This is a genomic window from Streptomyces humi, assembly GCF_001005085.2.
GTDB classification, from domain to species: Bacteria; Actinomycetota; Actinomycetes; order Streptomycetales; family Streptomycetaceae; genus Streptomyces; species Streptomyces humi.
The window spans coordinates 93774-111405 of record NZ_LBMU02000099.1 but is presented as its reverse complement, the minus strand read 5'-3'; the positions used below and the strand labels follow the sequence as shown (position 1 = coordinate 111405).

Sequence of the window (17632 nt, the reverse complement as noted above, 5' to 3'; positions counted from 1 at the left end):
ACCCTGCAAGGAGGTCCCGTCATGGCCGTTTCGAAGACGAACGATCGCGTCGGTGCCATCGAGACCCGGGGGATCGAACCGGTCCCCGACGGTGAACGCCACGGCCACGCCGGCCAGATGTTCTGGACCTGGTTCGCCGCGAACATCAGCATCCTCGGACTGCCGCTCGGTGCCACCCTGGTGGCCTTCCGCGGCCTGGACATCTGGCAGTCGGTGCTCGTCGCCGTGCTCGGCTCCTTCGGGTCCTTCGCGCTGGTGGGCGCCCTCAGCCTGGCGGGCAAGAAGGGCGGCGCCCCCGCGCTCACCCTGTCCCGCGCGGTCTTCGGCCAGCGCGGCAACGCGGGTCCGACACTGATCACCTGGCTGAGCCGGGTCGGCTGGGAGACCATCTCCACGACCACCGCGGCGTACGCGCTCCTCGCGCTGCTCGACACGGCGTTCGGCATCCGGCGCAACACCGTGCTCACCCTCGTCTGCCTGCTGGTCTTCATCGCCTGCACGCTGCTGATCAGCGGCCTCGGGCACGCCACCATCATGTGGATCAACAAGTGGGCCACGGTCGTGTTCGGACTGCTGAACCTGGTCGTCATGGGCTTCCTGATCTCGACCGTCGACTGGTCCGAGGTGCTCGACGCCCCGGCCGGGCCGGTCAGCGCGGTGGTCGCCGGGGTGGGCTTCATCGCTTCCGGCACGGGCATCGGCTGGGCCAACGCGGGTGCGGACTACGCCCGTTACCTGCCCCGTACGATCCCGGGCCGACGGCTCGTGGTGGCCTCGGCGTTCGGCGCCGGCATCCCGCTCGTCCTGCTGATCTCGCTCGGCTCGCTGCTCTCGGCCGGCGACCGGACGCTGGCCACCGCCTCCGACCCGGTCGCGGCGATCAACGCGATGCTGCCGACCTGGATGGCGGTCCCCTACCTCGTCGCGGCGTTCGGCGGACTGCTGATGTCGAACCACCTCTCCACGTACTCCGCGGGACTCACGATGATCACCCTCGGCCTGCGGGTGCCGCGCGCGTACGCCGTCGCCCTGGACGTCGTGGTGATGTTCGCGGGCGGCGTCTACTTCATGCTGGTCGCCGACGACTTCTACGGGCCGTTCTCGACCTTCCTGACCCTGCTGGCCGTGCCCATCTCCGCGTGGATCGGGGTGGTCGCCGTGGACTCGCTGCGCGGCCGCGTCTACGACCCCGACGCCCTCATGGACACCAGCCGCTCCAGCGCCTACTGGTACACGGGCGGGCTGCGGCTGCCCGCCGTCGCCGGCTGGGCGCTCGCCATCGTGGCCGGGCTGCTCTTCACCAAGGCCGCCACCAGCGCGAGCGACGTCTGGTTCGCCGGTCCGCTCGCCGACACCTGGCTCGGTGTCAACGGTCTCGGCTGGGCCGTCGCGATGGCCGTCGGAGCCGCGGTGTACGCCCTGTTCGGCCGCGGTGACACAGCGGTCCGGGACGGCGCCGGATCCACTGCCGCCCGCCTCCAGGGAGCCGGCCGATGACCGGCCGGGTGGTGCTCGCCGGGAACGTGCTCGCCGATCTGGTGATCGAGGTCCCCGCGCTGCCCGAGCGGGGCGGCGACGTCCTCGGCACCCGTACCGAGACGACCGCGGGCGGCGGCTTCAACACCCTGGTGGCGGCCCGCCGGCTGGGCACCGAGGCCGTCTACGCCGGACTGCACGGCACCGGACCCCACGGCGACCTCGTCCGCGCGGCGCTGGCCGCCGAGGACATCGGGACCCTGCTGCCCGCCCGCACGGACCTGGACACCGGATTCACGGTGGCCCTGGTCGACGCCGGCGGTGAACGCACCTTCGTGACCAGCTTCGGGGCGGAGGCCACGCTCGCCCCGGCGGACGTGGCCGCGATCACGGCGCGACTGCGTCCCGGAGACCTCGTCCAGCTCTCCGGGTACGGCCTCGTCCTGCCCGGCAACGGCCCGCTGCTCTCCGGACTCACCGCCACGCTGCCCGCCGGCGCCACCCTCTGCCTCGATCCGGGGCCCCTGGTCGCCGACATCCCCGAGAGCGTGCTCGCGCCCGTCCTCGCCCGTACCGACTGGCTCAGCGCCAACGCCCGCGAGGCCCGCCTCATGACCGGCCACGAGGATCCCCGTAGCGCGGCGGCGGCGCTGGTACGGCTCCTGGGCCCCGGTGCGGGTGTGCTCGTCCGGGCCGACAAGGACGGCTGCTGGCTGGCCGCGCCCGACAGGCCGCCCGTGCACGTACCGGGGTTCCCGGTCACCGCGGTGGACAGCAACGGCGCGGGGGACGCCCATGTCGGTGCGTTTCTCGCCCTGCTCGGGCAGGGGTTCGACCCGCTGACGGCCGCCCGGGGCGCCAACGCGGCGGCGGCCTGCGCCGTGACCCGCCGCGGGCCGGCCACCGCACCCGGCAGGACGGAGCTCGCCGCCTTCCTGGCCGGTGACCCGCTGGCCGAGCGGCTGTCGGGCACCTGGAACGGCTGAGCCGGTCGCGGGGCCGTCCGTGACCGCCCCGCCCGCGCCGCCCTTGACCCGCACAGGTGACGGGTCATCACATATCCCTGGCGGAACAGGAATTCAGCCCGAACGACTGGCGCGACACACCTACCAACGGGTATCTCATGCCTCTGACAGCGAGGGCACTCCGTGCCCTGCCAGAGTGAAGGGAATTCCCGTGCGTCTGCGCCCCCTGCGCGTCCTGTGCTGTTCCGCCGTGCTCGCCCTGTCGGCGCCCGTCCTGCTGCCGGGCACCGCGTCGGCGGCGGTGCCGGCCTCCTCGGTCTACCTCCAGAACTACGTCACCGGCCTCGACGCGGCCGACAGCGGCGGCACGGTCGTCGCCCACAACCCCAAGGGGAACGAGGACCACCAGCAGTGGACGCCGGTCGCGGTCGACGGCGGCTACCAGCTGCGGAACGCCGACGAGTCCGGCACCTGCCTGGGACGCAGCGGCACCGCCGCGGTGACCGCCGCCTGCGGCGCCGACGGCACCACCTGGACCGTCACCGCGGGTGCCGACGGCACCTACTCCGTCACGGTCCCCGGCACCTCGCAGTACCTGACCGGTTCCGCCTCGGACACCGGTGCCGTACAGGTCGGCTCCGCGGGCGACCTCGCCCGCTGGTACCTCACGCCGGTCTCGTACGCGACCACGGCGATGCCCTCCGCCGACACCCGCACCCTCGACCAGGTCACCTTCCTGACCGCGCACAACGCCTTCGCCAACGGAGCCGACGGGAACTTCGCCTCGTTCCCCGTCAGTCTGTTCCCCAACCAGAACTACGGCATCAGCCAGCAGCTGAGCGACGGCGTACGCGGTTTCATGCTCGACGACTACACGGTCTCCGGCCAGGCCGTCCTCTGCCACAACAGCTGCGACGGCGTCAGCAGCCCCGTGCCGCTCGCCACCGACCTCCAGCGCATCGTGGACTTCCTCAAGGCCCGTCCCGGCCAGTTCGCGACCGTCTTCCTGGAGGACTACGCCTCCTCCGACGTGCTGAAGTCGTCCCTCGCGTCCGTCAGCGGCCTCTCCGACGTGCTGTACCGGCCGGACCAGGAAGGGGTGGCCACCAAGGGCTGGCCCACGATGGCCGATCTCGCCGCCCGGGGCAAGCAGCTCCTGATCTTCAGCGACCGCACCCGGGCGAGCGACACCGCGAACGGCTGGACCACCCGTGACACCTTCGGCGTCATGTACCAGCGTGAGTGGACCGTGGAGAACTACTGGTCCATGGGCGGCGGAATCGGTGACTCCGACTGGTCCTGCTACAGCCGCTGGGGCACCGGCAGACCGCTCACGACCGACTCGTCCGCCTTCCACCCGCTGTTCGTGATGAACCACTTCCGGGACTACCCGATCGCCTCCACCGCCGCCACGGACAACGGCAAACTCCTCAACCGCGCCCAGAGCTTCTGCACGCCCGCCGCCCGCAAGAAGCCCAACTACCTGGCCGTGGACCGCTACGACACCGGCTCCCCCACCCCGCTCACCACCGTGGGCACCCTCGACACCTACATACTCGCGCCGGGCCAGTGACCGCACCCGGCGGAGCCCTTGGGGCCGTCCGGGGACCACAGTGAACGGCGGCCCGTCCGCACGGACGGGCCGCCGTCACCTCCGCAGAGGATCTCTCCCCCCGCGAACCCCGGAAAGGGGCCACCATGGCCGAGCCGACCCGCCGCAGACTCCTCGGTTCCGCCGCCGGCGTGCTCGGCGGCGCCGCCGCCCTCTCCCTGCTCCCGCCCAGCGTCCGGAAGGCGGTCGCCGCCGAACCCCCGCGCGGCGGCTCCCTGCACGACATCGAACACGTCGTCATGCTGATGCAGGAGAACCGGTCCTTCGACCACTACTTCGGCACGCTCGCCGGTGTCCGCGGCTTCGCCGACCCGCACGCGCTGAAGCTGGACGACGGCCGCTCCGTCTTCCACCAGCCCGACGCCGGCAACCCCAGGGGCTACCTGCTGCCGTTCCACCTCGACACGCGCCGGTCGAGCGCCCAGGCGATCCCCTCCACCAGCCACGCCTGGTCCGTGCAGCACCAGGCCTGGAACAACGGCAGGATGGACCGGTGGCTGCCGGCCCACCGCAAGGCCGACGGCGCCAACGGCCCCTACGTGATGGGCTATTACACCCGCGAGGACATCCCCTTCCAGTTCGCCCTCGCGGAGACGTTCACCGTCTGCGACCACTACTTCTGCTCCGTCCTGGGGCCCACCTGGCCCAACCGGCTGATGTGGATGACCGGGAGCATCGATCCGGGCGGTACCCGGGGCGGCCCGATCACCGGCAACGTCGCGCGCACGCCGTACCGGTGGACCACCTATGCCGAGCGGCTGCAAACCGCCGGCGTCAGCTGGAAGGTCTACCAGCAGGAGGACGACTACAGCTGCAACGTGCTGGAGCAGTTCGCCACCTTCAGGGAGGCGCCGCCCGGCAGCGACCTGTACGAGCGCGGGGTCCGCCCGCAGCCCGAGGGCACCTTCGAGGACGACGCCCGCAACGACCGCCTGCCGACGGTCAGCTGGATCATGCCGACCAGCCACCAGTCGGAGCACCCGGACTACCTGCCCGCCGCCGGGGCCGCCTTCGTCGCCGCCAAGATCGAGGCGATCGCCGCCAACCCGAAGGTGTGGCGCAAGACCGCGTTCATCCTCAACTACGACGAGAACGACGGCCTGTTCGACCACGTGCCGCCGCCCACCCCGCCCGCCGGCACACCGGACGAGTTCGTCCAGGGCCTGCCGATCGGCGGCGGGTTCCGGGTCCCCGCGATCATCGTCTCCCCCTGGACCGTGGGCGGCTGGGTCGCCTCCGAGGCCTTCGACCACACCTCCGCCCTGCGGTTCCTCGAACGCTTCACCGGTGTCGAGGAACCCAACGTCAGCCAGTGGCGCCGCGCCACGTTCGGCGACCTCACCACCGCCTTCCGGTTCCGTGACGCCCGCCCGCGCCCGCCGCGCCTGCCCCACGACACCGCCGAGCAGCTGGCGAGGGCGAGGGAAGAGGTGGCCACCCTCCCCGGGCCCACCCTCCCCGGTGCCGACCAGACCTACCCTCGCCAGGAGGAGGGTCACCGCCCGCACACCTGATCTACGCCGTGGGCGAAGACACCCCCGGACCACGCCCGGCACCGTCACCGTGTACCCATGACATCGACGCGGGGAGGCACGGTGACGGGGCGATGAGGGCGGTCCGGTTCCACGGGTACGGCGGGGTCGAGGTGTTGCGGGTCGAGGAGGTGCCACGGCCGGTGGCCGGCCCGGGGCAGGTGCTGGTCGAGGTGCGGGCCGCCGGGATCCAGCCCGGTGAGGTGATGATCCGCGAGGGAGCCCGGCACGGGCGGTGGCCGGCCACGTTCCCCTCCGGGCAGGGCAGCGACCTGGCCGGTGTCGTGGCCGGGACCGGGCCCGAGGTGCGTGGTTTCGCGGTCGGCGACGAGGTACTGGGCTTCACGCACAACCGGGCCAGCCACGCGGAGTTCGTCGTGGTCGACGACGTGAACCTGGTGTCCCGTCCGCGGGACCTGTCCTGGGAGGTGGCCGGGGCCCTGTACGTGGCCGGCACCACCGCCTACGCCACCGTGTTCGCGGTGGACCCGCAGCCGGGCGACACGGTCGTGGTGTCCGGCGCGGCCGGGGGCGTCGGATCGCTGGCCGTCCAGCTCGCGCGGCGGCGCGGTGCCACCGTCATCGGGCTGGCGGGCGAGCGCGACCACGCCTGGCTGACGGATCACGGCATCGTCCCGGTCGCCTACGGCGCGGGCGCGGCCGAGCGGGTCCGGGAGGCCGCGGGCGGGAAGGTCGACGCGTTCATCGACACCTACGGTGACGGCTACGTGGCCATGGCCGTGGAACTCGGTGTGCGGCCCGACCGGATCAACACCATCCGTGACTGGTCCGCCGCGGGCGAGGTCGGCGCGCGGACCTACGGCGAGGGCTCGGCGGCGTGCGCGGTCGTCCTCGGCGAGCTCGCCCGGCTCGCGGCACGGGGGCAGCTGGAGGTCGCGATCGCCCGCACCTATCCGCTGGACCAGGTGCGGGACGCGTTCCGTGATCTCGAGGGCCGGCACGCCCGAGGCAAGATCGTCCTGCGGCCGTAGGACGCCGGAGGGCAGTGGGCGGGGAGCGCGGGGCATGCTGGAACCATGATGGTGCTCGCTCTGCTCTTCGCCGTCCTGGGTGCCGTCAGCAATGCGACGGGCACGGCCTTCCAGCGCAAGGCCGCCGCCACTCTGCCCGGCCGCTCCGGCCTGCGTCTGCTGCTCGCGCTGGTACGGCGGCCCGCCTGGGCCATCGGGATCGCCGGGGTCACCGGAGCCGCCGTCTTCCAGGCGCTGGCGCTGGTCAACGGCCCGATGGCGCTGGTGCAGCCGCTGTTCATGCTGGAGCTGCCGTTCGCCCTGCTGATCGCCATGCCGTTGCTGCACCGCCGGCCGAACCCGGCCGGCTGGTGGGCGATCGCGGGAGTGGTGGCCGGTCTCGCCGTGCTCCTGGCCTCGGCTGCTCCGCACGGCGGCCGGCAGCAGGCCCCGATGACGCGCTGGATCCCGGTCCTGGTGTTCACGCTGGGCGCCATTACCGTGGCCGTGCTGCTCGTCCGGTCCTCCTCGTCGCCGCTGTTCCGCGCGGCGGCCCTCGCCACGGGGGCCGCGATCGGCAACGCGCTGGCCGCCGCGCTCATGAAGTCGGCCACCGGCCGTCTCGCCGACGCGGGCCTGCCCGCCTTCCTGACCACCTGGCAGACGTACGGCTGCGCGCTCGCCGGCATCGGCGCGCTGATGCTCCTGGAGAACGCCCTCCAGGCCGGTCCGCTCGTCGCCTCCCAGCCGGCCCTGACGATCGGCGACGCGGCGGTGAGCCTGGCGCTGGGTGTCCTCCTGTTCGGTGAGTCGGTGCGGACGGGCTGGTGGCTGCTGGCGGAGGCGTTCGGGGCCGGTCTGATCCTGTGGGGCGTGGTCCGGCTGACCCGGGTCGTACCTCGGCTCATGGACGCCGTGCGGTGACTCGGGCCGTACCCGGCTCGTGGACGCCGTGCGGTGACCCGGGCCGTACCCGGCTCGTGGACGCCGTGCGGTGACCCGGCCGGACGGGTTCGGCACCGTTCGGTCTCCGGCAGTTCAGTGGCTGTTACAAGAACCCGCCGTCCGTCGCCCGTCGGGATGGTGAGATGATCGTCCGGTGGGGTGGAAGCACTCGTTCGGCGCCGGACGCGCCGACCCGACACGCCGTGATCCGGCGTCCCTGATCACCGAGTGGTCCTTCCGCTCCCCCGGAAGGGGAAACAAGAGTGTCCGTGTTTCAGCGCATCCTGGTCGCCGTCGACCCCAGCCCCGCCCGCCACTCCGCCGTGCGGCTGGCCGGTGAACTGGCGCAGCTGACGAACGCCGAGGTCCGCGTCGTGCACGTCATCACGTCCGCCGTCTCCGTGTCCGCGGTCGTCGCCCTGGAGGACGACACCGAGGCGAAGGCCGTCCTGGACGAGGCGCTGGCGGCCCTGCGCGAGCAGGGGGTCAAGGCCGAGGGGACCCTCGTCCGGGGACTCACGACGCAGGTGGCGCAGGCCATCTCGGAGACGGCCGAGGAGTTCGGCGCCGATCTCATCGTGCTCAGCCCCCACCACCGCGGCGCCGTCGAGGCGCTGTTCGACCCGCGGGTCAGCGACGCCGTCGCGCACCGCACCGGCACGGCGGTCCTGCTCGCCCCGGAGGGCGACGCCAAGGCCTGACCGGCACGGTCCGTCACGCACCACGGGCCCGCCGCGGACGTCTCGTCCGGGGCGGGCCCGTCGGCGTGCGCTACCGCCGCCGCCAGGGCAGCGCCTCCTGCCGGTCGCCGTCCGCGTCCATGCGCTGGAGGGCCGCGTTGATCGCCTCGCCGATCTCGGCGAGCTGGGTCACCTGCTCGGGGGTGAGGGCGTCGAAGACGGCGCGGCGGACCGCCTCGACATGGCCGGGGGCCTCGCGCTCCAGGAGGCTCACACCGGCCGGGGTCAGGACGGCGTACTGGTTGCGGCGGTTGGCGGGGTCCTCGCGGCGGTCTACGTAGCCGGCCTCCTGGAGCCGGTTCACGGCGTGGGTGAGGCGGCTGCGGGTGATCTTCAGGCGTTCGGCCAGCTCGGACATGGTCAGACTGTGGTCCTTGACCGAGGAGAGGTGCGCCAGCAGGGTGTAGTCCGCGTGGGTCATCCCGGCGTCGCGCCGCAGCTGGCGGTTCAGGTGGTCGGACAGGTGCGTGGAGAACTGGACGTAGGCGAGCCACGCCCGTCGTTCCTCGGGATTCAGCCAGCGTGGCGTCGTCGTCATGCGCGTACCCTAACGATCTTCGTTTGAATGTTCAAACTTTGGGGTGGGTCCGCTCATCCATGGCGTGGATGAGCCGGATACGCGATTCGGATCGCGCCGGGGATGGCGAGCGTACTTCGGCACACCTCATAGTCGTCCGTACCCCGCACGTCGCTGTCCGGACCGGTCGCCGGTGCGCGGTTTCTCCCTCGCATGCCGTGCGCCCCCGCGGTGCCTCCGCCGGCATGCCCGCTCCGTCCGTCCACCGTCCCTGGAGTCGCCATGCCCGGATCCGTGCCCCCGTCCCCCGCCGCGGTGGACGACGCTCCCCCGTCCCTCGCCGTGTCGGGGCCCGCGCACCTGCTGCGGGTGACCCTGCTGATGGCGGGGAGTTGCCTGCCGATCCTGGGTGCGGTGCTGATCGCCCCCGTACTGCCCAGGATGCAGGACCACTTTGCGTCCGTACCGGGGGCCGAGGCGCTCGTGCCGCTCGCGCTGACCGTGCCGGCGCTCTCCCTTGCGCTGCTCGCGCCGTTCGCCGGGGTGATCGTGGACCGGCTGGGCCGCAAGCGCCTGCTGGTCGTGGCGACGCTGTTGTACGCCGTGTTCGGGACCGCCCCGCTGTGGCTCAGCTCGCTCGGCGCGATCATCGCCAGCCGTGCGCTGGTCGGGGTCGCCGAAGCCGCGATCATGACCTGCTGCACCACGCTGATCGGCGACTACTACACCGGGCGGCGGCGGGTGCGGTACCTCGCCCTTCAGACCATGTGCGCGTCCGCGTCGGCCACCGTGTTCTTCGTGCTGGGCGGTGCGGCGGGGTCGGCCGGCTGGCGGGTGCCGTTCTGGGTGTACGCCGTGAGTCTCGTCCTCGCGCCGCTGATGGCCACCGCGCTGCCGGGGCCGGCGGTTCCGGGCGCCGCGGTACCGGGCACGGTCGCCGGGGGCGGGGCCGCCGTGGGCCGACGGGCCTTCCCCTGGCGGCGGTTGGGCGGGATCTGTGCCCTGACCTTCTTCGGCGCGATGGTCTTCTACACGGTTCCGGTCGAGATGTCGTACCTGCTCGACGACCTCGGGGTGACGAGCTCCGCCGTGATCGGGCTGGCCACCGCCGTGGCGAGTGCGGCCACGGTGGGGGGTGCCGTCACCTTCGCCCGGCTGCGGCGCGCCCCCGACCGGATGCTGCCCGCCGTGCTCGCCGTCTGCGCGGCCGGGTTCGGGCTGATGTTCCTCGCGGGAAGCGCTCCGCTGCTGGTCGTCGGGGCGGTCGTCAACTGCGTCGGTACGGGGATGCTGTTGCCCGCGCTGCTCACCGGCGCGATGTCGCGGCTGGCGTTCGAGGACCGCGGGCGGGGGACGGGGCTGTGGACGGCGGCGTTCTTCGGGGGCGAGTTCGTGTGTCCCCTGGTGCTGCTGGGTGGGGAGGCGGCGGTGGGTTCCCTTGCCGGTGCCGTGGGCTTGCTGGGGCTGGCCTCCGCGCTGGTGGCGGCGGGGCTCTTCGCTGTTCGGCGGAGGGCGGAGGCGGTGGACACACGGCCGTCGCCCGAGCAGCCGGCCTGAGACGGAAGGCGCCCGCGTGAGACGGAAGGCGCCCGCGGATGTGCCGCACACGCGTGTGTGGCGACCGCGGCGCCGTGGGGGTTGATCGCGCGGTTCCCCGCGCCCCTAGCGGGGCGCTGTGGCCGACGTCAGCGTCGCCCCCACCTCGGCCGCCTTCTCGCGGAGCCAGATGTGGGCGGCGTCCTGGGCGTGGACCGGGTGCCACCACATCGCCTCCTGGACCGGGACCGCCTCGAAGGGGCAGGGCAGGACGCGTACCGCGGCCGAGCGGACCACCTTGCGGGCCAGGCGTTCCTGGATCATCGCCACCCTGCGGGTGCCCTCGACCATGTACGGCAGCAGCTGGAAGGTCTGCACCGAGACCTCCACCCGTGGGCTGATGCCGAGCATGCTCAGCTGACGGGCGGCGGGCGCGTCGTACGGACGCTGGTAGACCGCCCACGGCAGCTCGGCCAGGTGGTCGAGGGTGAGGGCGGCGCCGACCTCGGGGTGGTCGTCGGCGACCATGCACAGCCAGCGGTCCTGGTGAAGGTCGACGGCCGGGAAGCCGTCGATGATGCCGTACGGGAGCAGCAGGCCGTCGATGGTGCTCAGGGTGGTGGCCGGGTTCTCCTCGACGTTCGGCGGGGTGTGCCGGAAGGTCAGCCGGATACCGGGGGCCTCGTGGTGCAGGGCGCGGGCCAGCGGGGCGCCGAAGACGGCCGCGCCGTAGTCGGAGGCGAGCAGCGTGAACTCCCGGGTCTCGGCCGCCGGGTCGAAGTCGGGCTGGCTGGAGAAGACCCGGTCCAGCAGGTCGCAGGCGGTGGCGCTGCGGTCGCGCAGGGAGGCGCCGAGCGGGGTCAGTTCGTAGCTGTTGCCGCTGCGGGCGAGCAGTTCGTCGTCGAAGTGCCGGCGCAGTCGGGCCAGTGCCGCGCTCATGGCGGGCTGGCTCAGCCCGATACGCTCGCCGGCCCGCGTGACGTTGCGTTCCTCCAGGAGCGCCCGGAGGGCGACGACCAGGTTGAGGTCGAGTCGGGACAGGTTCACCGGATACCGCCTAGCCAGTCGAGAGCACCGCACGCCCTGGAGTCATCCACGGCATGGATTCGGCGCATCCACAGGATCTATTTCCGTGATCCGCCGATCAGGGCCACAGTAGACCGCAACCCAGCGGGAGGAAATCTGATGGCAACACTCGCGCAACCTGCCGGCCCGTTCGCGCTCGGCACGTTCTCCGCCCCGGACCGGGAGCCGTTCCCCGGTCTGCTGGCCCGGGAACAGGTGCTCGACCTGAGCAGAGCGCTGGACTGGGCGCCGGCCGGCCTGCGCGCCGTGGTGGAACGCTGGGAGGAGACCCTCCCCGTACTGCACGCCCTGGCGGACGACGTGACCCTGGACTGGCGGCCGCTGGCGGGGCTGCGGGTGCACGCGCCGGTCGAGCCCCGGCAGATCTTCCAGTCCGGTGCCAACTACCGGCAGCACGTGATCGACCTGGAGGTCGCCCACCGCTCCCCCGACGACCCGCGTACGGTCGAGGAGGCACGGGCGGAGATCGCCGCGGTGATGGACCGGCGGGCGGCCGAGGACCTGCCGTACGTGTTCATCGGGCTGCCGAGCACGATCGCCGGGCCGTACGACGACGTCGTGCTCCCCGACTGGGCCGAACAGCCCGACTGGGAGCTGGAGCTGGCGGCCGTCATCGGCAGGCCCGCGTACCGGGTGTCGGTCGCGGAGGCCCTGGAGCACGTCGCCGGGTACACGATCGCCAACGACCTCACCGACCGGGCCACCGTCTTCCGCCGGGACATGAAGGCCATCGGCACCGACTGGCTGCGCTGCAAGAACGCGCCCGGGTTCACGCCGCTGGGGCCCTGGCTGGTACCGGCCGGGTCGGTCGCCGACCCGGGGGACCTGCGGGTGACGCTGAAGCTGAACGGCGACACCATGCAGGACGAGTCGACGAAGGACATGCTCTTCGGGGTGGCCCGCCTGGTGTCGTACATCTCACGGACGGCCCGGCTGCTGCCCGGGGACCTGGTGCTGACCGGCAGCCCGGCCGGGAACGGCATCCACTGGGGGCGGTTGCTGCGGGACGGCGACGTCATGGAGGGGTCCGTCACCGGGCTCGGTACCCAGCGCACCCGTTGCGTGAAGGAGACGTCGTGAACCGGCGGGACCCCGAGGGCGCGATCGCCGAGGCCGCCAAGGCGTACTCCAACTGGGGGCGTTGGGGCGAGGACGACGTGCTCGGCACCCTGAACTTCCTCGACGAGGCCAAGCGGCGCGAAGGTGCCGCGCTGGTGAGGCGGGGCGTCAGCTTCTCGCTGTCGCAGGCCTTCGACATGAACGGCCCGCAGAAGGGCTGGCGGCGGCGGACCAACCCGGTACACACGATGCTGGACACCGGTACCGACGCGGCCCTCGGCAACCAGGGCTTCCCGCACGGCATCGGCGGCGCCGACGACGTGATCGCGATGCCGCTCCAGTGCTCCACCCAGTGGGACGGGCTCGGGCACATCTTCGACCACGGCAAGGCCTGGAACGGACGGGACGCGGCCCGTACCGTCACCTCCGACGGCGACCTCGTCACCGGTATCGAGCACATGGCGCCCCACGTCGCGGGGCGCGGTGTGCTGCTCGACGTGGGCCGGGTGGTCGGCACCGACGGGGAACTGCCCGACGGCTTCGCCGTCACCACGGAGCACCTGACGGCGACCGCCGAGGCGCACCGGGTGGCCGTGGGCCGCGGGGACATCGTCCTCGTACGGACCGGGCGGCTGGCCCGGGCCCGGCGGGAGGGCTGGGGCGAGTACGCGGGCGGGCCCGCGCCCGGGCTGTCGTTCACGACCGCCGGCTGGCTGCACGGCACCGAGATCGCCGCGATCGCCACCGACACCTGGGGGTTCGAGGTGCGGCCGAACGAGTTCGAGAACGCCTTCCAGCCCCTGCACCAGGTCGCCATCCCCAACATGGGTCTGCTCATCGGTGAGATGTGGGACCTCGACGCCCTCGCCGCCGACTGCGCGGCCGACGGTGTCCACGAGTTCTGGCTGACCGCCGCGCCCCTGCCCATCACCGGGGCGGTCGGGTCGCCGGTCAACCCCCTCGCGGTCAAGTAACCCGCACCCGGTCTCCGCCCGCCCGCGGGCGACCGCGCCGCATCCACGCCGCCCGAAGTCGCGCGGCCCAACCCGGGAGGTATCCCCCGACATGGCTGACCGCCCCACCCCTACCGTCCTCGTCGTCGGCGGAGGCACCTCCGGCAACGCCCTGACGGTGCTGCTGCGCCGGGCCGGGATCCCCGTCGATCTCGTCGAGGCGAGCCCCGACTGGAAGGCCTCCGCCGGTTCCGGCATCACCCTTCAGGGCAACGCGCTGCGCGTGCTGCGCGAGGTCGGCGTCCTGGAGGACATCGAGAAGGACGGGTTCGCCGCCAACGGTGTCGCCGTCCTCGCCCCCGACGGCACCGTGATCCACGCGCACGAGGAACTGCGCACCGGCGGAGACCGGTTGCCCGCCCACATCGGCATGCAGCGGCCCCGGCTCCAGCAGCACCTGATCGCCCGGGTACGGGCCTCGGGCGCCGACGTCCGGCTCGGCACCACGGCCACCGCCTTCGAGCAGGACGAGCGGGGCGTGGACGTCACCTTCTCCGACGGCACCAGCCGCCGTTACGACCTGGTGGTGGGCGCCGACGGCCTGAACTCCGCGACCCGCCGCATGATCGGCGTGACCGACGAGCCCGAGCACGTCGGCATGGGCATCTGGCGTGCCCCGGCGCCCCGCCCGGCCGGCGTGGACCGCACCGAGATGATCTACGGCGGCCGCTGCTTCATAGCCGGTTACTGCCCGACCAGCGAGGACACGGTCTACACCTACCTCGTGGAACCGGCCCGGGACCGCGCCACCATCGACCCGGCCTCCTACGCCGACGAGATGCGGACGCTCAGCGAGGGCTACGGCGGCGCGTGGCAGGAGCTGCGTGAAGCGTTCACCGATCCCACGGTCGTCAACTACACGTGGTTCGACCGGCACCTGGTGGAGGGCCCCTGGCACCGCGGCCGGGTGGTGCTCGTGGGCGACGCCGCCCACGCCTGTCCGCCCACCTTCGCCCAGGGTGCCGCGATGTCCCTGGAGGACGTCCTGGTCCTGGCCGAACTGCTGACCGGCCTGGCCGACTGGGACGCCGGGTCCCTCGACGGGGCGCTCACCGGCTACCACGCCCGCCGGCTGCCCCGGGTGCGCCTGGTCGTCGACGCCTCCTGCCGGCTCACCGACTGGATGCTGGAGGGCCGGCGGGACGCCGACGTGCCCGGGCTCATGGGCCGTACCCTCACCGCCCTCAGGGAACTGCCGTGACCGATTCCCCGTCGACACCCACGATCGACGTCCACGCCCATCTCCTGCTCCCGGACGTGGAGGAGGCCGTGGCCGGGCAGCCGGGGCTGGCCGAGGCCCGGGCCCTGGACGCCCGCCGCAACGGGCCGGCCGCGCTGGCCGTGAACGGGCCCATGGTCGGGCAGCGGGTGCCCCGGCTGACCGATGTCGCCGTGCGGCTGGCCGCGATGGACGCGCAGGGCGTGGACGTACAACTGGTCAGCCCCTCACCGTCGCACTACCACTACTGGGCGGACGCACAACTGGCCCACCGCGTCTGCCGGTTGGCCAACGAGGGCACCGCCGGGCACTGCGCGAAGGCCCCCGGGCGGCTGTTCGGGCTCGGGCTGGTCCCGCTCCAGCACCCCGAACTGGCGCCGGAGTTGCTCGACCACGCACTGGCGCAGGGGCTGCGGGGTGTGGAGATCTCCTCGCACGCGCCCGGCCGTGAGTTGTCGGACCCGGCCTACGAGCCCTTCTGGGCCCGGGCCGAGGAGACGGGGGCGCTGGTCTTCCTGCACCCGTTCGGCTGCACGCTCGACGAGCGGCTCGACCGGTGGTACCTGTCCAACACCGTCGGCCAGCCCGCCGAGAACGCCGTGGCGCTCTCGCACCTGGTCTTCTCGGGTGTCCTGGACCGCCGTCCCGGCCTGAAGCTGATCGCGGCGCACGGCGGCGGCTACCTGCCGACCCACCTGGGCCGCTCCGACCACGCCTGGCGGACCCGCCCCGACGCCCGGGGCTGCGCGCGGGAGCCGAGCAGCTACCTGAAGCAGCTGTACTTCGACTCCCTGGTCCACGACCCGCACGTGCTGCGGGAGCTGGTCCGGGTCGCGGGCGCGGACCGGGTGCTGCTCGGCTCCGACTTCCCCTTCGACATGGGCACCGAGGACCCGCTGGGCGCCCTGGGGGCGGCCGGCCTGCCCGACACCGACTTCCACGCCGTCCGCGGCGGTACCGCCGCCGCCCTGCTGAACCTGATCTGAGGAGGAACCCCCCATGGGCAACCGTCTGCTCACCCACCTCCGGCACGTCGACCTCGCCGTGCCCGACTACGACAAGCAGCTGGACTTCTACGCCGGTGTCTGGGGTCTGACCAAGGTCGCCGAGGACTCGGGCATCTCGTTCCTGGCCGCCGAGGGCTCACCGGAGCAGTACGTGGTCCGGCTGCGCCAGGCCGACGAGAAGCGGCTCGACCTGGTGTCGTACGGCGCCGCCTCCGCCGCGGACGTCGACACCCTGGCCGAACAACTCCTCTCCGGCGGAGTGCAGTTGATCTCGCGGCCGGGCAAGGTCGACACGCCCGGCGGCGGTTACGGCTTCCGGTTCTTCGACGTGGACGGCCGCACCATCGAGGTCTCCGCGGACGTCGAGGTACGGCGGCACCGGAAGATCGAGGAGAAGGAGTCGATCCCGGTCAAGCTGTCGCACGTGGTGCTCAACTCGCCCGACCTGGACCGGACCCGCGCCTGGTACGAGGAGCACCTCGGCTTCCGGCTCTCGGACACGCTGAGTTCGCCGCACATGGGCGAGGTCATGCACTTCATGCGGATCTCCAGCCAGCACCACTCGATGGCCCTCGCCAAGGGTCCGCACACCTCGCTGCACCACGTCTCGTTCGAGATGCGCGGCATCGACGAGTACATGCGGGGCTCCGGCCGGGTCATCCGGGCCGGCTTCAGGAAGGTGTGGGGGCCGGGCCGGCACATGGCGGGCGACAACACGTTCACGTACTTCCTGGACCCGCACGGCAACACGGTCGAGTACACGACCGAGTTGGAGCTCCTCGACGAGGACACCTGGCACCCGAGCGTCTACGACTTCTCCAAGCCCGAGGTCACCGACCAGTGGGGCACGGCGAACCCGATGAACGAACTGGTCGCCAAGGAGTCGTTCAACGACGTCGACCGCGGCGTCTTCGTGGCCCCGCCGGTCTGACCGCCCCCCCCCGATCCGCACCCCCCGACCACAGGACCTGCCATGCGTTTCGCCACATACGAGTACCGCACCCGCCAACAGGTGGCCGTCGTCGACGAGGACGGCACGCTGTATCCGATGCCCGGGGTCGGCTCGCTGGCCGGGCTGCTCGCCGGGGGCGGCGGACTGCCCGCTCTGCTGGAGGCGGGGGCGGCCACGCTCGACGTCCCGGCCGGGCCGAACGTCTCCGAGGTGCGGCTGCTGCCGCCGCTCCAGCCGCCCACGGTGCGGGACTTCGTCACCTTCGAGGAGCATGTCGAGGGCGTACGACGCTCCGTCGACGGCAGCGCGGGCGTACCGGAGCAGTGGTACGCGGCGCCGACCTTCTACTTCACCAACCCCTACGCGGTGTACGGCCCGTACGACGACATCCCGGTGCCACCGGGGGCGCGGGTGCTCGACTTCGAGCTGGAGGTCGCCGCCGTGATCGGCCGTACGGGCCGGGACCTCACCCCCGAGCAGGCCCGTGACCACATCGTCGGCTACACCGTCTTCAACGACTGGTCCGCCCGTGACCTCCAGTCCGCCGAGATGAAGGTGAACCTCGGCCCCTGCAAGGGCAAGGACACCGCCACCACGCTGGGTCCGTACCTGGTCACGGCCGACGAAGTGGACGAGTACCGGGACCCGGACGGGTTCCTGCGGCTCGCGCTGACCGCCTCGGTCAACGGCGAGGTGGTCGGTGAGGACCTGCTGTCCAACATGAGCTGGACCTTCGAGGAGATGGTCGCCTACGCCTCGCGCGGCACCTGGGTGCGCCCCGGTGACGTGCTCGGCTCGGGCACCTGCGGCAACGGCGGCTGCCTGGCCGAGCTGTGGGGCGTGCGCGGCACGCAGGACCCGCCGCCGCTGAAGCCGGGTGACACGGTCACGCTCACCGTCGAAGGCATCGGCAGCGTCTCCAACACGGTGGTGGCCGGGGCGGCGGTGGTGCCGGTGCCGGCGGCCCGGCGGCGGGACCGACAACGACCCTGACCGGCGCTC

General features: G+C 72.6%; 16 protein-coding genes. 14 read left to right on the top strand and 2 right to left on the bottom strand.

The window, feature by feature from the left end:
* Positions 1–21: 21 nt before the first annotated feature.
* The 7 genes from AAW13_RS37715 to AAW13_RS37685 all read left to right on the top strand — a co-directional run bounded on the left by AAW13_RS37715 (position 22) and on the right by AAW13_RS37685 (position 8202).
* Positions 22–1497 carry a purine-cytosine permease family protein gene (locus tag AAW13_RS37715; RefSeq protein WP_046728851.1) on the top strand — a complete coding sequence of 492 codons (1476 nt, stop codon included), beginning with the start codon at positions 22–24 and terminating at the stop codon, positions 1495–1497.
* On the top strand, positions 1494–2462 hold the full coding sequence (locus tag AAW13_RS37710; protein ID WP_046728852.1) for a PfkB family carbohydrate kinase: 969 nt from the start codon (positions 1494–1496) through the stop codon (positions 2460–2462). Before AAW13_RS37715 ends, AAW13_RS37710 begins: the two co-directional genes overlap by 4 nt.
* Positions 2463–2658: 196 nt before the next feature.
* Entirely contained in the window at positions 2659–4014 is a 1356-nt protein-coding gene (locus AAW13_RS37705; RefSeq protein WP_046728946.1) for a phosphoinositide-specific phospholipase C-related protein, read from the top strand.
* 125 nt (positions 4015–4139) lie between these two features.
* The gene (locus AAW13_RS37700; RefSeq protein ID WP_046728853.1) at positions 4140–5567 is read left to right on the top strand and encodes an alkaline phosphatase family protein; all 1428 of its coding nucleotides are present in this window, start codon (positions 4140–4142) and stop codon (positions 5565–5567) included.
* A gap of 92 nt (positions 5568–5659) precedes the next feature.
* Positions 5660–6577, top strand: a complete 918-nt coding sequence (locus AAW13_RS37695) for an NADP-dependent oxidoreductase (RefSeq protein ID WP_046728854.1) — start codon at positions 5660–5662, stop codon at positions 6575–6577.
* Between the two features lie 45 nt (positions 6578–6622).
* The gene (locus AAW13_RS37690; RefSeq protein WP_046728855.1) at positions 6623–7480 is read left to right on the top strand and encodes a DMT family transporter; all 858 of its coding nucleotides are present in this window, start codon (positions 6623–6625) and stop codon (positions 7478–7480) included.
* Positions 7481–7770: 290 nt separating this feature from the next.
* A complete protein-coding gene (locus tag AAW13_RS37685; protein ID WP_046728947.1) occupies positions 7771–8202 on the top strand; it encodes a universal stress protein in 432 nt (143 codons plus the stop codon).
* 70 nt (positions 8203–8272) lie between these two features.
* Here AAW13_RS37685 and AAW13_RS37680 read toward each other — a convergent pair whose 3' ends face one another.
* Complete coding sequence (locus tag AAW13_RS37680) at positions 8273–8779, bottom strand: MarR family winged helix-turn-helix transcriptional regulator (RefSeq protein ID WP_046728856.1); 507 nt, start codon at positions 8777–8779, stop codon at positions 8273–8275.
* Between the two features lie 261 nt (positions 8780–9040).
* Between AAW13_RS37680 and AAW13_RS37675 the strand changes: the two genes are divergently transcribed.
* A complete protein-coding gene (locus AAW13_RS37675) occupies positions 9041–10315 on the top strand; it encodes an MFS transporter (RefSeq protein ID WP_046728857.1) in 1275 nt (424 codons plus the stop codon).
* A 105-nt stretch (positions 10316–10420) separates the two neighbouring features.
* Here the strand turns inward: AAW13_RS37675 and AAW13_RS37670 are convergent, their stop codons facing one another.
* Positions 10421–11341 carry a LysR family transcriptional regulator gene (locus AAW13_RS37670; protein ID WP_046728858.1) on the bottom strand — a complete coding sequence of 307 codons (921 nt, stop codon included), beginning with the start codon at positions 11339–11341 and terminating at the stop codon, positions 10421–10423.
* A gap of 138 nt (positions 11342–11479) precedes the next feature.
* Between AAW13_RS37670 and AAW13_RS37665 the strand changes: the two genes are divergently transcribed.
* From AAW13_RS37665 to AAW13_RS37640, 6 genes are all read left to right on the top strand, one after another.
* On the top strand, positions 11480–12460 hold the full coding sequence (locus tag AAW13_RS37665) for a fumarylacetoacetate hydrolase family protein (RefSeq protein ID WP_046728859.1): 981 nt from the start codon (positions 11480–11482) through the stop codon (positions 12458–12460).
* Positions 12457–13413: a cyclase family protein gene (locus tag AAW13_RS37660; RefSeq protein ID WP_046728860.1), complete on the top strand. Its 957-nt coding sequence runs from the start codon at positions 12457–12459 to the stop codon at positions 13411–13413. Before AAW13_RS37665 ends, AAW13_RS37660 begins: the two co-directional genes overlap by 4 nt.
* A 91-nt stretch (positions 13414–13504) precedes the next feature.
* Entirely contained in the window at positions 13505–14653 is a 1149-nt protein-coding gene (locus AAW13_RS37655; RefSeq protein WP_046728861.1) for an FAD-dependent oxidoreductase, read from the top strand.
* Positions 14650–15657, top strand: coding sequence for an amidohydrolase family protein (locus AAW13_RS37650; protein ID WP_046728862.1), 1008 nt, complete (start codon positions 14650–14652; stop codon positions 15655–15657). Before AAW13_RS37655 ends, AAW13_RS37650 begins: the two co-directional genes overlap by 4 nt.
* A 13-nt stretch (positions 15658–15670) precedes the next feature.
* Positions 15671–16609, top strand: a complete 939-nt coding sequence (locus AAW13_RS37645; protein WP_046728863.1) for a VOC family protein — start codon at positions 15671–15673, stop codon at positions 16607–16609.
* 42 nt (positions 16610–16651) lie between these two features.
* On the top strand, positions 16652–17623 hold the full coding sequence (locus AAW13_RS37640; protein ID WP_046728864.1) for a fumarylacetoacetate hydrolase family protein: 972 nt from the start codon (positions 16652–16654) through the stop codon (positions 17621–17623).
* Positions 17624–17632: the final 9 nt, after the last annotated feature.

Coding starts and splice junctions, on each gene's coding strand:
- AAW13_RS37715 (WP_046728851.1), top strand. CDS start 22: ATGGCCGTTTCGAAGACGAACGATCGCGTCGGTGCCATCGAGACCCGG.
- AAW13_RS37710 (WP_046728852.1), top strand. CDS start 1,494: ATGACCGGCCGGGTGGTGCTCGCCGGGAACGTGCTCGCCGATCTGGTG.
- AAW13_RS37700 (WP_046728853.1), top strand. CDS start 4,140: ATGGCCGAGCCGACCCGCCGCAGACTCCTCGGTTCCGCCGCCGGCGTG.
- AAW13_RS37695 (WP_046728854.1), top strand. CDS start 5,660: ATGAGGGCGGTCCGGTTCCACGGGTACGGCGGGGTCGAGGTGTTGCGG.
- AAW13_RS37690 (WP_046728855.1), top strand. CDS start 6,623: ATGATGGTGCTCGCTCTGCTCTTCGCCGTCCTGGGTGCCGTCAGCAAT.
- AAW13_RS37680 (WP_046728856.1), bottom strand. CDS start 8,779: ATGACGACGACGCCACGCTGGCTGAATCCCGAGGAACGACGGGCGTGG.
- AAW13_RS37675 (WP_046728857.1), top strand. CDS start 9,041: ATGCCCGGATCCGTGCCCCCGTCCCCCGCCGCGGTGGACGACGCTCCC.
- AAW13_RS37665 (WP_046728859.1), top strand. CDS start 11,480: ATGGCAACACTCGCGCAACCTGCCGGCCCGTTCGCGCTCGGCACGTTC.
- AAW13_RS37655 (WP_046728861.1), top strand. CDS start 13,505: ATGGCTGACCGCCCCACCCCTACCGTCCTCGTCGTCGGCGGAGGCACC.
- AAW13_RS37645 (WP_046728863.1), top strand. CDS start 15,671: ATGGGCAACCGTCTGCTCACCCACCTCCGGCACGTCGACCTCGCCGTG.
- AAW13_RS37640 (WP_046728864.1), top strand. CDS start 16,652: ATGCGTTTCGCCACATACGAGTACCGCACCCGCCAACAGGTGGCCGTC.